At 51.3% G+C, this 14,490-nt stretch carries 10 protein-coding genes; 4 read left to right on the top strand and 6 right to left on the bottom strand.

The window, feature by feature from the left end:
* Positions 1-41 precede the first annotated feature (41 nt).
* The gene (locus tag GS398_RS04110) at positions 42-1,106 is read left to right on the top strand and encodes an acyltransferase family protein (RefSeq protein ID WP_160905443.1); all 1,065 of its coding nucleotides are present in this window, start codon (positions 42-44) and stop codon (positions 1,104-1,106) included.
* A 108-nt stretch (positions 1,107-1,214) separates the two neighbouring features.
* Here the strand turns inward: GS398_RS04110 and GS398_RS04105 are convergent, their stop codons facing one another.
* Entirely contained in the window at positions 1,215-2,285 is a 1,071-nt protein-coding gene (locus GS398_RS04105) for a M20 family metallo-hydrolase (RefSeq protein ID WP_160905442.1), read from the bottom strand.
* Positions 2,286-2,384: 99 nt separating this feature from the next.
* Positions 2,385-4,007 (bottom strand): M28 family metallopeptidase, encoded by a 1,623-nt coding sequence (locus GS398_RS04100; protein WP_160905441.1) that lies wholly within the window; start codon positions 4,005-4,007, stop codon positions 2,385-2,387.
* A 133-nt stretch (positions 4,008-4,140) separates the two neighbouring features.
* Here GS398_RS04100 and GS398_RS04095 point away from each other — a divergent pair, with 133 nt between their 5' ends.
* Positions 4,141-5,490, top strand: a complete 1,350-nt coding sequence (locus GS398_RS04095; RefSeq protein WP_160905440.1) for a M28 family peptidase — start codon at positions 4,141-4,143, stop codon at positions 5,488-5,490.
* A gap of 50 nt (positions 5,491-5,540) precedes the next feature.
* Here GS398_RS04095 and prfB read toward each other — a convergent pair.
* Positions 5,541-6,618 (bottom strand): peptide chain release factor 2 gene (prfB, locus tag GS398_RS04090; protein ID WP_202405946.1). Its coding sequence is split into 2 segments (ribosomal slippage): positions 5,541-6,557 and positions 6,559-6,618, totalling 1,077 coding nucleotides; the frame shifts between segments, so codons are not numbered across the junction.
* A gap of 419 nt (positions 6,619-7,037) precedes the next feature.
* On the opposite strand from prfB, the gene GS398_RS04085 reads away from it, so the two are divergent.
* Both GS398_RS04085 and pgi read left to right on the top strand, forming a co-directional pair.
* The gene (locus GS398_RS04085; protein ID WP_160905439.1) at positions 7,038-9,089 is read left to right on the top strand and encodes an LruC domain-containing protein; all 2,052 of its coding nucleotides are present in this window, start codon (positions 7,038-7,040) and stop codon (positions 9,087-9,089) included.
* A gap of 115 nt (positions 9,090-9,204) precedes the next feature.
* Positions 9,205-10,854 carry a glucose-6-phosphate isomerase gene (gene pgi / locus GS398_RS04080; protein ID WP_160905438.1) on the top strand — a complete coding sequence of 550 codons (1,650 nt, stop codon included), beginning with the start codon at positions 9,205-9,207 and terminating at the stop codon, positions 10,852-10,854.
* 36 nt (positions 10,855-10,890) lie between these two features.
* On the opposite strand, the gene GS398_RS04075 is transcribed toward pgi, so the two are convergent.
* The 3 genes from GS398_RS04075 to dnaG form a co-directional block, all read right to left on the bottom strand.
* Positions 10,891-11,943 carry a glutaminyl-peptide cyclotransferase gene (locus GS398_RS04075; protein WP_160905437.1) on the bottom strand — a complete coding sequence of 351 codons (1,053 nt, stop codon included), beginning with the start codon at positions 11,941-11,943 and terminating at the stop codon, positions 10,891-10,893.
* A gap of 116 nt (positions 11,944-12,059) precedes the next feature.
* Entirely contained in the window at positions 12,060-12,425 is a 366-nt protein-coding gene (locus GS398_RS04070; RefSeq protein ID WP_160905436.1) for a YraN family protein, read from the bottom strand.
* Positions 12,426-12,485: 60 nt separating this feature from the next.
* On the bottom strand, positions 12,486-14,438 hold the full coding sequence (gene dnaG / locus GS398_RS04065; RefSeq protein WP_160905435.1) for a DNA primase: 1,953 nt from the start codon (positions 14,436-14,438) through the stop codon (positions 12,486-12,488).
* Positions 14,439-14,490 lie beyond the last annotated feature (52 nt).

Raw genomic sequence — 14,490 nt, 5'->3', positions numbered from 1 at the left:
GTGCACACCCCGCAGTTATCCTATATTCGGAGATATTTCGCATGGCAAAAACGGCAAACGCTTCCTACATCCCCGCCCTCGATGGTTTAAGGGCCCTATCTATTATGCTTGTATTCCTGGCGCACCTGGGGTTCGACAAGATCGTGCCCGGCGGACTAGGCGTTACCGTGTTCTTCTTTATCAGCGGGTACCTTATTACTAACTTATTGCTCGCCGAATACGCGCAGCGCAGCCATGTAGACCTTAAATTGTTTTACGCCCGCCGGTTGCTCAGGCTGTACCCGCCGCTGCTGTTCATGCTTTGCTTCCTGGTGGTTTATATCCTGGTTACCGGTTTGCCTTTTACGTGGCAGGAACTGTATGCCGCATTGTTTTACTACGTAAATTACTATAATTTTTACAGCACGGAGAGTAAACAGGTATTGCTGTTCCTTTGGTCGCTGGCGGTCGAGGAACATTTTTACCTGGTATTTCCGTTTATTTTCCTGCTGCTGGCCAGGTCGCCGCGTAAGCTGACCATCGCCATCGGTCTTTTGCTGGCGGTGCCGCTGGTGTTAAGGTATATCGGGAATGCGATGTACGATGATCCCGAGCGGGCCATGCTTTATTGTTATAACCCCACGCATACCCGGTTTGATTCCATCCTTTACGGATGCCTGGCCAGCGTGCTGCTTTACCATGACCGTTCGAAAAAGATCTTACCCGTGATTTCCAGCCCGTGGCTTTTTATAACCGCGTTGTTGGTGATGATGGCAACGCTGGTGATCAGGAACGAGACTTTCAGGAATACCATCCGGTTTTCGCTGCAAGGGGGCGCATTGTTCGTGCTGATACCGGCAATAGTTCAGTCTGAAAGGTATCAATGGTTAAATAACATGCTTTCGGCGAAACCGCTCGTGTATATCGGTAAGCTGAGTTATTCCATTTACCTGTTCCACAGCCTGGTATTTACGGCCCTGGCTTCGTTCCTGCTCAGCGGGCAGCTGGTGAAATTTTACGTGGGCGCGGTGGTGATCTCGGCGCTGCTTTCCATGCTGTGCTACTACACCGTGGAGAAGCCGCTCGGCAGGCTGAGAAAGCGACTGCATCCGGCAAAAACGACCTAATACGGGCGGTAAGGTTTGGCAGGAAAGTACCGCCGGTGGTGTTCATCGCGCAGCAAGGCGAATTCGGGTTGCTGGCGTGTTTTTAGCAGCAGGTTACAACAGGCGCTTCTACGCGTTTAACAATGGTTCCAGCAACCGGATATAAAGTTTAATCCCCTCTTCTATTTCGGCAATATGGATGTATTCGTCCGCGCTATGCGACCTTGCCGAATCGCCGGGACCGACCTTTAGCGAAGGAATATCCAGCAGCGCCTGGTCTGAGGTAGTGGGAGAGCCGTAGGTTTCCCTTCCGAGTTTCAGTCCCGAAAGTACTATAGGGTGGTCCCTGGAGATCGATGAGGGCTTAAGCCTGGTCGACCTGGGTTTTACTTCGCAGGAAACGTTTGAGCGGATGATCTCCAGGACCTCTTCGTTGCGGTAAGCATCGGTAACCCGAACATCCACCGTAAAGCTGCACGTAGCCGGCACCACGTTGTGCTGCGTTCCGGCCTGGATAATGGTTACCGACATTTTCACCGGGCCGAAACTTTCCGATTCCCGCGGGAACCGGTATGTGCGGAACCACTCAATGTCCTTAATCGCTTTGTAAATGGCGTTGTCGCCTTCTTCCCTGGCTGCGTGGCCTGCGGTGCCGTAACTTGTGCAATCGAGCACCATGAGGCCTTTTTCGGCAATTGCCAGGTGCATACCCGTAGGTTCGCCTACAATGGCGAAGTCGAGCGCGCCCAGCTGCGGAACCAATAACTCGATGCCGTTCTTACCGGAGATCTCTTCTTCGGCCGTGGCGGCAAGCACGAGGTTATACGCAAGGTCCCGGCGCTGGAAGAAGTTCAAAAAGGCGGCTATAAGCGATACCAGGCACCCGCCGGCGTCGTTGCTGCCCAGGCCGTAGAGCTTGCCATCCTCTATTACCGGGTTGAAAGGGTCTTTGGTATACCCCGGGTTCGGCTTTACGGTATCGTGGTGCGAGTTAAGAAGAATAGTAGGCTTCGAGGCATCAAAATAGCGGTTGCGGGCCCATATATTGTGGATAAGCCGGTGGGTAAGTACGCCACTTTCCTGCAGGAACCGCTCAATAAGTTGTGCGGTCTGGTCCTCTTCTTTACTGAACGAGGGTGTGGCGATCAATTGGGTAAGTAAGGCGATCGCCTGATGAGCCAGGATTTCTGTAGTTGCCATTCTGCGATAAAAATAGCTAAAATAAAAAAGCCGGCAGCTAAGGAGCTACCGGCTTTAAGAGTTAGTTTTTTGGCTATCGGCTATCGGCCATCAGCTAATTTAATTCCTTGCAGGAGCGGTTCCTGCGGCGCCTGCTCCTCCCGGAGTTTGCGGCGGTCTTGCGGCCGGTAATGCTTTGCGCGGGATTTTCTCTGTGCGCTGCGAAGTGTTATAGGCAAAAGCGGCAATAATGGTAGCTGCCTGCTTAAGGTCGTCGGCGCTTAACCGGTCGTAAGTATCCTGGTTGCTGTGGTGGGTGCGTGTGTTATAGTCCATGCCATCCTGTATAAACTGGAAGCCGGGCAGGCCAACCGCGTCATATGACTGGTGGTCGGTACCGCCAGTATTGCTGATGGTTACAGTGGTTGCGCCCAGGTCGTTGAACGGTGCCAGCCACGACCGGAAGATCGGCCCTGCTGCTGCGTTGCCCTGCAGGTAAACGCCGCGGATCTTGCCGGTACCATTGTCCAGGTTATAATAAGCGGAAAGCTTGGAATGCTCCGGTTTCAGCACCATGTCTGCCGTGCTGGCGAAATGGTTGGTAACGTAACCCCTGGAGCCCAGCAGGCCTTGTTCTTCGCCGCTCCATAAGGCAATGCGAATGGTACGTTTCGGCTTCAGGCCGGTAGCCTGGATAATGCGCATGGCCTCCATCATCACGGCGCTTCCGGCGGCATTGTCGGTTGCGCCGGTGCCTGAATGCCAGGAATCAAAGTGAGCGCCCAGCATCACCAGTTCGCTGCCCAGGGTTGGGTCGCTGCCGGGGATTTCGCCTACTACGTTGTATTCCTGCAGGTCTTTGGTGTAGAAGCTCGTTTTAATATCGGCTTCCATTTCTACTTTGGCGCCCGATTTCACCAGGCGAAGTAAACGCAGGTAATCTTCGCCCGACATTTCTACTTCAGGGCCTGCCTTTGGCGCATCCTTTGCCCTCGAGTTACCGTTGCTGGTAAATAAAGTTCCATCGGTGCCGCGACCCATGTTGATGATGAGGCCGACACCTTCAGAAGCTAAAAATTCCGCCAGTTTCGGACGGAAAGCCATGGCTGCAAAAGCGCCGCCGCGACCACCCGGACGTCCCGCGCCTGGTCTTCCCCCCGGGCCTGCACCCGGAGTTACGGGTTGTGTAGCAGCCATTTCGGCTAAACGCGCATCAGTGTTGCGGCTTCCGTCTGCCTGGAAAATGTCACCTGCGGCCTGTGTAGTCTGTGAATCATAGATTACAAACTTTCCTTTTAGTTTGCCTTTATATTTCTCGAGATCAGGCAGGGAGTCGGCCTTAACAATCACTACTTCGCCCTTTACCGCCCCTTTGGTGCTGCCCGACCATGCCTTAGGGTAGGCGATGAGCGCATCATAATAAGGAGCCGTCATGGCGGTGTACGACTTGTCGATCTGCCAGCCTTTGCCAAATTCGCCCCATGGTTCGATCTTCACGTTCTGCAGGCCCATCGCCTTCATCTGTGCGGCTACCTGTTCCTGCGCTTTACGCAGACCGGGCGAACCGGATAAACGGGGACCCGTTACGTCGGTAAGGGTGAACGCCGTTTCCATTACTTTCGAACGGTTCATTCCTTCGTCGCGGATCTTTTGGACCGCGGCTGCGTCAAAAGATTCTTGCGCAAATAGCGGCGACACCGCACCTATTGCGAAGAATGCAGAAAAGAGTAAGTTTTTTTTCATTTCCTCTAATGTTTAAATGTTATGATGATCAAACTTATCAATTTGACCCCTCAATCAGCTTCCATTTGCTTAACAAAGTTGTTACAGCAGCTTAATGGGATATAAAATGCGCCAGTTTAATGCATATTTAGATATGAAACGTTTTAAGCTACTTATTCCCGCATTTTTCTTGTCGCTTAACATCCACGCGCAGGACATTATTAAACAGGACCCATATGTCAAAAAGATGGTCGACGAAGTGTCGGCAAAGAACATCGAGGCCATTGTGCGTAAGCTGGTAAGCTTCCAGACACGCCACAGCCTGAGCGATACGCTGGATGCGAAAACAGGGATCGGGGCGGCAAGAAACTGGATAAAATCCGAGCTGGAGACGTACGCTAAAGCCTCGGGCGGTAAGCTGAAGGTGGAGTTCGACTCGTTCGTGGTACCGGCCGGCAACCGCATGCCCAATCCAACGCCGATGAAGAACGTACTGGCCATCCTCCCCGGTTCCAACCCGGCCGATGATCGCGTGTTTATTGTTTCGGGGCATTACGATTCGCGCGCCAGCGATGTGATGGACGCAAAAATTACCGCCCCCGGCGCCAATGACGATGCTTCCGGTACGGCTACCGCGATGGAGCTGGCGCGTGTGATGAGCAAGGGAACCTATAATTGTACGCTGATATTCGTGGCCATGGTGGCCGAAGAGCAAGGTCTGTACGGCGCCCAGAACCTGGCCAAGCGGGCCAGGGCAGCGGGTTGGAACGTAGCCGGCATGATCACGAACGATATTGTTGGAAACTCGTACGGGATGGAAACGGACCTGAAAGACAACAGCAGCGTGCGCGTGTTTAGTGAGGGTACTTCGGCAGTGGAAACACCACAACAGGCGACCGCCCGGTCGAGTATCGGCTCGGAGAACGACGGCGCCGCCCGGCAGTTTGCCCGTTATATGAAAGAAGTTGGCGAACGCTACGTGGACCAGCTGAACGTGAAACTGATCTATCGAAAAGACCGCTACCTGCGCGGCGGCGATCATACCCCGTTTTCGCAGCAAGGTTTTGCGGCCATCCGGGTAACCGAAATGAACGAAAACTTTGAACGGCAGCACCAGACCCTCCGCAAAGAAAATGGCGTAGACTACGGTGACCTGCCCGATTTTGTAGATTATAATTACACTCAAAAAGTAGCCCGGATGAACCTCGCCACCTTAGCGAGCCTGGCGCTGGCGCCGCGCGAGCCTGTTAACGTAACCATGCTCACCGCTGGTCTTACCAATAAAACCTCCATTAAATGGGAAGCGCCGGCAGGCGAAAAACCGGCCGGGTATTATGTGGTGATGCGCGAAACTACCAGCGCCTTTTGGGAGAAGAAATTCTTTGTAACGGAGCCCGCAGCGACCCTGAATTACTCGAAGGACAACTACTTTTTTGGCGTGCAGTCTGTTGATGCGGAAGGGCACGAGAGCCTGGTGGTTATTCCGAGGCCGGGAAGGCAGTAAGTTAAACGTAGTAGGTTCCGCGTCTCACGCCGAACCTACTGCGTTAAACGTTAAAATTCCATAAGGTACGCTTTCAGGAACTCGTTCAGATCACCGTCAAGTACCGCTTGTGCGTTTGACGTTTCGTGGTTTGTACGCAGGTCCTTTACCAGCTTGTACGGGTGAAGCACGTAATTGCGTATCTGCGATCCCCATTCGATCTTCTTTTTATTGCCCTCGATTGCGGCGCTGGTTTCCATGCGCTTGCGCAGCTCGGCTTCGTAAAGCTGTGACTTAAGCAGGCGGATGGCATTCTCCTTATTCTGCAGCTGCGACCGCGATTCCTGGTTCTTAATAATAATGCCCGAAGGTTTGTGATAAAGCCTCACAGCCGTTTCTACTTTATTCACGTTCTGACCGCCGGCGCCGCCTGAGCGGAAGGTTTCGAATTCGATATCAGCCGGGTTCACCTCGATCTCGATCGTATCGTCAACCAGCGGGTATACGTAAACGGACGCAAATGACGTGTGTCGCTTGGCATTGGCATCAAAAGGCGAGATCCGCACCAGCCGGTGTACACCGTTTTCGCCTTTCAGGTACCCGTAGGCGAATTCGCCCTCAAACTGGAGGGTAACTGACTTTACGCCGGCGACGTCGCCTTCCTGCAGATCCTGCTCGGTTACTTTACAGCCGTTTTTCTCGCCCCACATAATGTACATGCGCATCAGCATGGCCGCCCAGTCGCAGCTTTCCGTTCCGCCCGCGCCCGCGGTGATCTGCAATACCGCATTTAGCTGATCCTCTTCAGAACTAAGCATGTTTTTAAACTCCAGTTCGCCGAGTATCGTGCGGGCCGCTTCGTATTGTTCTTTTAGCTCCTGTTCTGTGGCATCGCCGGATTGGTAGAATTCGAACATCACGGCAGTATCTTCCACCGCAGCGTCTACCTGCTTGATCCCTTCCGTCCAAACCTTTTTGCTTTTAATGGAGTGTAATACCTTTTCGGCGTTTTTAGGATGGTCCCAAAAGGTAGGAGTTAATGTAAGCTCTTCTTCCTGGTGCAGCTCATCGAGTTTGGTTTCGATGTCAAAGATGCCTCCTCAGGGCCGCCGATCTGTCCCTTAAATCTGCTAATTGTTCTTTAGTCATGGCGCAAAGTTAATAAAGACAATGGCTTTTGGCCGTTTCCAGCGACGCTAATATTTACGCACAGCGATTTGTGTATCCAGTTTATTCAGCTATTCGCGAGCCCACCGCAGTTCTTCATTCCGTTAATTAGCAGGCAAACTCAATCTTTAAGGAAATGCGCCGTTACTCAATTATGATCAATTAATCCTAACCCGTTGCCTGATTATCCTACACTTCATGCTTCCTGCCAAGTTTTTTCCCCGCCCCATAATTCCCCTGTGTCATTTCTCCCCGATTTTCCCGCAAAGCGGGCCCGTGTTAGTACTAATAGCTAATTAAACCTTGCTGAATTGAATTAAAAGATCATTTTTACTGTTTGGAACGACTTTAGTATCATGTGATGATCAGATACTGATATCCGCGTTTAATTTATATTAAGAATGAGATCATTTTTTTACTCCCTGGTAATTATTACTTGCTTATTTGCCGCGGCCTCTTGCCGGAAATCGGAAACGCCGGATGCCAAAAATAACGGTATCCTTGCCAAAGCACCCGATGGATTTACTTATGCAACTTCCAAAAAAGCGGAGCTCAATATCCGCCTGCTAACAAACACCGGAATCGGGATTAAAGGCGTTCCGGTGAAATTGTACGGTGTGAAAGACAAGAAACATGCGAAGCCTTTGTTTAAGGGGATCAGCGATGGCAATGGTTTCGTAAAGGGATCGTTTAATTTGCCTGCTTATATGGATACGCTGGTGGTTGACCCGGCTTATGTGGGATTAAGCCAAAACGTAAAGGTGTATCTTAATAATAGCGTGGTTTCCTGCGTCATTGGCGGGCCCACCGGGATGAGCGGAAACGTGGTACTTAAAGCGCAGGGAAATAAAATATTGAGCGCAGCCGGTCCTGCCACCATCGCTGAAGCCAAATACACTTACCTGAGCACCTACAGCGAGAACGGAAGGCCTGAGAGCAACCGCGATGCCACGCTGGAGGCGATCAGCGGGGAGTTCCTGCTGAACTCAAATATCTCGTTGCCGGAAGATAAAGACGTAGCCGTTCGTCACCCCGACGACCTGAAGAAAACGACGGTGAACACCCTGACGATCAGGGAGAAATCGGATATCTGGGTGACCTTCGTATCCGAAGGTTCTGAGAACCTGAACACGATCGGGTTTTACACTTATCCCACCGGGAGTGCGCCTAAAACCGCCGACGATATTAAAGAAGTATTTTACGTGTTCCCCAATGCTTCGGGCAAAGGATCGGGTGGCGAGATGATCTCGGGCGATAGAGTAAAGCTTGGCAGCTTTGATGCGGGTGTTTCCATCGGCTTCGTACTTTTTGAAAATGGTTGGGATGGCAAAAAAGTAAATCCTGCGGTACAGAAATATTATTCGAGCGACGCCCTGAACCCAGAAACAGACGAATTGCTTAAAAGACATTCTGTGTTATTAAACGACAAAGGCGATAATCGTTGGATGTTCGGCTTTGCCGGATCGAAGCGCAGCAACCCGGAAGCAGACCAGGACTTTAACGACGTAGTGTTCTATTGCTCGGCAAACCCGGCATCGGCCATTGGGCCGGATAACGTGGCCACGGTAGATGAGCCCTCGAACGCTGATTTTGATAACGACGGCGTAGCAGACATTTTCGACGAATTTCCTTCGGATATAGCTAAAGCTTTTATCACGTATTTCCCTTCAAAAGACAGCTGGGCGACCCTGGCGTTCGAAGACCTTTGGCCAAACAACGGCGATTATGACCTTAATGACGTGGTGGTGAACTATCGGTACACCTTTGTGAGCAATGCCAAAAATGACGTTATCGAGCTTACCGGCGAGTACAGCGTGGTGGCGGCCGGTGCGGCCTATGACGACGGTTTTGGGGTACAGTTCCCGTTTGCACCGGCGCAGGTTGCCAGGGTTAGCGGGCAGAGCGTCACCTCCGGGTACACCAGGCACCTGGGCAACGGCTGCGAGGCGGAACAGGCGAACGCGGTAATCATTCCTTTCGACAATTATAAGAACCTGATTAAACCGCTGGCGGGCACTACGCTGATCAATACCAATCCTGACAAAGGTAAGGTATCCGGTACAACCGCAGTTGTGGTGGTAACTTTCGTATCGCCTATTACGCAGTCGGCTTTGGGCGAGGCTCCGTTCAACCCGTTTATTATCAGTAATGTAAAAAGAGGAATAGAGGTGCATTTGCCAGGTACGCCGCCTACCTCGGTAGCGGATAATAAGCTGTTTAACTCGGGCGACGATGACTATAACCCGCTTACCGGCAAAACCTACCTGGGCAGGCAGAACCAGCCCTGGGCGCTGAGCTTCGCCGAAGCATATGATTATGTAACAGAAGGTACCAGCATCTCGAAGGCGTACCTGCATTTTAACGACTGGATTAAATCGGGCGGCTCGGCCTATGCCGACTGGTACAGCAATACCGCAGGTGGTTACCGTGATACTAAATATATTTACAAGTGAGGTAACCGGCTATCGTGAACATTTAAAAAAGTGTGTGGCATAAGCGGCACACTTTTTTTGTTGATGGGCTTTCTAATCGTGAAGAACATTATCTTCGTGACCAAATAGAATCGCTATGCTTCCCCGTATCAACTTCACCGAAACCGACGCTTATCTTTCGCTTTCCGAGCATTTTGCCGATATCGCCGAAAGCCATATTCACGACCTGTTTAGTGAAGATCCGGACCGGTTCAATAAGTTTTCGATCCATTTTGAAGAGATCCTGCTTGACTATTCAAAGAACCGCATCAACGAAACAACCCGTACGCTGCTTGTCGGGCTTGCCAACGAATGTGGGTTAAAAGAGGCGATCACCGCCATGTTTTCCGGCGAAAAGATCAATGAAACAGAGGGGCGGCAGGTGCTGCATACCGCCCTGAGAAATCAAAGTAATACGCCGGTGATGGTAGACGGCCAGGATGTGATGCCCGAGGTGAACCGGGTACTGGCGCAGATGGAACAGTTCTCTAATTCTGTAATCTCCGGCGAATGGAAAGGACATACCGGGAAACAGATCACCGATGTGGTAAATATCGGTATCGGAGGATCCGACCTCGGCCCGGTAATGGTTACCGAAGCCCTGAAATCTTACGGCACCCGCCTGAAACTGCATTTTGTTTCTAACGTAGATGGCTCACATATCGCGGAAACGCTAAAGAAAACTGACCCGGAAACTACGCTGTTCCTGGTAGCTTCCAAAACCTTTACCACGCAGGAAACAATGGCGAATGCACATACTGCCCGCAACTGGTTCCTGGGGCATGGCGCCGGGCAAAAAGATATCGCCCTCCATTTTGCGGCGCTTTCCACCAATGAAAAAGCGGTGACCGAGTTTGGCATCGATGCGGCCAATATGTTCGGGTTCTGGGACTGGGTAGGCGGCCGGTACTCGTTGTGGAGCGCCATCGGCCTGTCGATCTGTCTCGCTATCGGGTTCGATAACTTTAAGGCGCTGCTCGGCGGCGCACATGCTGCCGATAAACATTTCCAGGAAACAAGTTTTGAAAAGAATGCGCCGGTTATCCTGGCTTTACTGGGCATATGGTACAATAATTTCTTCGCGGCAGAAAGCCATGTGATCCTGCCTTACGACCAGTATATGCACCGTTTTGCCGCCTATTTCCAGCAGGGAGATATGGAGAGTAACGGGAAGTCGGTCGACCGTAACGGCGATCATGTAACGTATCAAACAGGCCCGGTGATCTGGGGCGAACCTGGCACTAACGGTCAACACGCGTTCTACCAGCTTATTCACCAGGGGACCAAACTGATCCCGGCCGACTTTATCGCACCGGCGCAGTCACATAACCCGATCGGGCAGCACCACGAATTATTGATGTCGAACTTTTTCGCCCAGGCGGAAGCGCTGATGAACGGTAAAACAAGAAGTGAGGTAGTGGATGAATTGGTAAAAGCCGGCAAGTCGGCAGAAGAGATCGCTTCCCTGGCGCCGTTTAAGGTGTTCGAAGGCAACCGCCCCACCAATTCGATCCTGGTAAAAAAGATCACGCCAAGAACGCTCGGTACATTGATCGCGTTTTACGAGCATAAGATCTTCGTCCAGGGAATCATCTGGAACATTTTTAGCTTTGATCAATGGGGAGTTGAGCTCGGTAAACAGCTCGCCAATAAAATTTTACCGGAACTAAAGGCAGATGGGCCGGTGCACTCGCACGATAATTCTACCAATGCGCTCATTAACCTCTATAAAAGCTGGAAGGCGTAGCGTGTCTGGTTGTTGCGGAGAAGACCTATTGAAACGCTACTTCAGCAGCTTTATCTCGTATAGTTTATCCCAGAGTTTGCCGGTTACAAACAGTCGTTTTCCGGCCTGGTCCCAGGCTATGCCATTCGCTACGTAGTCAAGGTCGCCGCGGTGAGCCTGCGGCCACAAGGTGCTGAGGTCGATCTTGTTTTTTACTTCGCCCGTGGCGGGATCGATCACCAGGACCTGGCCGCTTGGGTTATAGAGATTGGCATAGAGCATCCCGTCAATATACTCCAGCTCATTTACGGAGTTAACCGCGCCGTTTTCATCGTAAACATCAATCGATCCTTCCTGCTGGTAAGTGTTTTTATTAAGGAAGCGGACGGTGGAGGAGCCGTCACTGGCCAGGATGTGTTTTCCGTCGGAAGTTAATCCCCAGCCTTCGTTGCTCAGCGTGTAAGGAAGCTCCGAGAGTTTCTTGAAACTGTTCTTATCGTATATAAACATCAGCTTTTCCTGGTAAGTAAGCTGCACGATCTTATCGCCTATTACCGTAATACCTTCCATGAACATGGTGTTAAGCTGTATCTTTTTTAGCACCTTCCCGGTTGTTAAATCTACCAGGCGCAGGCTCGAGCCGCCATGGAAGGTTGAATCCTTGCCTCCGTCACTTTCATATAACCGGCCGTCGTGATATTCCAGTCCTTCTACATACGAAGAGGTATCATGCGGGAAAGTTTTCACCACCTGGAAATTGATAAAGGCGGGCGCCTTCGCGGCAAGCAGCACGATATTCGAAGTAAGCTCTAACGGTGCCGCCCCGGAATACACCTTTGCGGTGATTAAGCGATAACCCATCGGAAGGCCGGCCGTGGGCACCCTGACGGCAGTAGTGTCTGTTTTGCGCGCGATTACGGCGTTATCCAGCAGGTAAACAACGGAATCGGGTTTCAGGTCTTTAAAGTCCACGTCAATCAGCAGCTCCTCTCCCGTATGCACTCTTGCTCCGGCCTCCGGGAACAGGATAGTGGCTTCATCCCCGCTTTTATGAGGATCGCATGACGCGAGAAGTGCGGCGGACAGTAAGAGAAGTAGTGTCTTTTTCATGATCGTCAGCTACCAGCTGTCGGCTATAGCCATCAGCTTTCAGCATGTTTGTATTAATTAACCTGTTAATTTCAAATAAGGGGTGCCGGGCATAGCTGATAGCTCACTGCTGTCCGCTAGAATCCAGGCCAGAACGCATCTTCAATATGCCGCAAGTTATAACTTCCGTAGCTCCCGAACAAAATAGAAATGATGTCGAACCGAATCTCCCCCTGGTGATCTCTTATTTCGATGAATTTTTCGGCTGCGAACTGCATATTTCGTTGCTTTGCGGCGCCTACGAACGTTTCCGGTTCGCCAAAGAATGTCCCGGTGCGTGTTTTTACTTCGATAAATATAAAGCGCTGACCGAATTCGGCGATGAGGTCGACTTCCGCCTGGCTGCGGCGCCAGTTCCGGCAAATTACCTTGTACCCCTTCGAGCCGAGATAGTCTTTCGCGATTTCCTCGCCTTTTCTTCCTAAGTCGTTATGTGCTGCCATCCGCTTCCTTTTGATCGGGGAAGGTACTAAAAAATAACTTTTAGTTAAATTTTTATTTAGTTATTTTATAATGACCGAACCCAGGAAGTTCGAAATGCCCTTTTCTACCTCTTTAACCCGCAGGTAGCGCTGCATGAGGATAGCCTGGTTATCGGCGTCAGTTTCCTGCTGGATTTCTGCCCGTATGATATTCAGCATGCGGTCGACCTTTCGTTTTTTAAGGTGGAAGATACCGCCAAGAATGGTTGCACGGAGATTTTCTTTCTCGTTACGTACGTAAATCTTGCGTTTGGCATACCAGTTTTCGCTTAAGGTGTAGGGCGAAGAAACCAGCGCGATGGCAAGCTCAGAAATATTTCTATCCTCGTGCCTGATAAAATCCTGCTCGTTGGGCAGCTCTCCCTTTTCCAGCCGCTGCCGGTACTCTTCGATCACTTTAATACTTTCCGGGTGCTCGAATACCACATCGCCAAGGTTGGCGATTACGTAAGGCGCAATGTAGGTATCGGTAATGCCATCCCAATGCACCAGCTCGTGGCCGTAGTTGAGCAGCAGGCGTATGATCTCTTTTTCCTGGAACTCATCTGTGTCTTTTTTTTCTTCCGCGGGGGCGAAGGGTGGTAAGGGTTCATCCGGCGGGTGCAGCTGCCCGGGGTAATCGGAGAAATCGGGGTTTTTCCGGGCGGATGACTGATCTGTTTTTTTGCTTTTGGCCAGGCGGATCTTGTTGAGCTCCGAAATAAGTACCCGCTCTTCGATCTGCATCAGAGAGCTGCACTCCCTAACGAAAACAGAGGCCTTGATCCCGTCCGGTATTTTCGCGATACTTTCTACGATATCCCTGATCACACCGGCACGTTTAATGGGGTCGTTACCGGCATATTTGAGCAGCATGGTTGTTTTGAAGAGGATAAAATCCTGGAGGTTGCGCTCGATATAAGTCTTAAGCGCCGGTCCGCCATACTGCTTTACGTACGAATCGGGATCGTGCCCGTCTGCAAACAATACCACTTTTACGTTCAGCCCTTCTTCCAGGATCATGTCTAACCCGCGGAGTGACGCTTTGATCCCCGCGGCGTCGCCATCATACAGGATGGTAATGTTCCTGGTAAAGCGGCCTATCAGCCTGATCTGCTCGGTCGTTAAGGATGTTCCCGAAGAAGCCACTACGTTTTCTACGCCTGCCTGGTGTACAGACAGAACGTCGGCGTATCCTTCCACCAGGAAGCAATTGTCCTCGTCGCGGATCGCCTTGCGTGCAAAGAACAGGCCGTACAGTACGTTCGACTTATGATAGATGTCGCTTTCGGGAGAGTTGACATATTTGGGAACACTTTTCTCCGTTTTCAGCGTTCTGCCGCCAAAGCCGATCAGCCGACCGGTGAAATTATGGATCGGGAACATCACCCTCCCGCGAAAGCGGTCGTAGAGTTTACCTTTGTCGTTACGGATGGCAAGCCCGGTTGCTTCGAGCACGTCTTCTTTAAAGCCTTCCGCAATCACTTTGCCGCTCAGGGCGTCCCAGTCGTCGGGCGAATAGCCGAGCTCGAATTTGCGGATAATGTCGTCGCGGAAACCGCGTTCCTTAAAATAGCTGAGACCGATGCTTTTGCCTTCTTCCGTTTCCCACATCGTTTCCTGGAAGAACTTCCCGGCACGTGCCGAGAGGGTGTAGAGGCGTTCGCGGCGATCGTCGGCGATAAGCTGTTCCGGGCTGAGCTCTTCCTCCTCGATGGTAATGTTGTACTTGTTGGCCAGGTATTTAAGGGCTTCGGGATACGAATATTTTTCGTGATCCATTACAAATTGAACGGAATCACCGCCTTTGCCGCAGCCGAAGCACTTATAGATCCCCTTAGCCACCGAAACGTTAAAAGAGGGGGTTTTCTCGTTATGGAACGGGCATAAACCGATCAGGCTCGTGCCCCGCCGCTTAAGGTTCACAAAGTCAGCCACCACTTCCTCAATCCGGGCGGTTTCGATGATGCGTTCTTTGGTTTCCTTAGGGATCATGGTACAAAACTAGTTGGTTATATAGAGAATTGAGAATAGAAAATGGAGAACA

This window comes from Hufsiella ginkgonis, from assembly GCF_009834915.1.
GTDB lineage: Bacteria > Bacteroidota > Bacteroidia > Sphingobacteriales > Sphingobacteriaceae > Hufsiella > Hufsiella ginkgonis.
The sequence above is the reverse complement of the archived record's forward strand: the minus strand, read 5'-3'. Positions and strand labels throughout refer to the sequence as shown.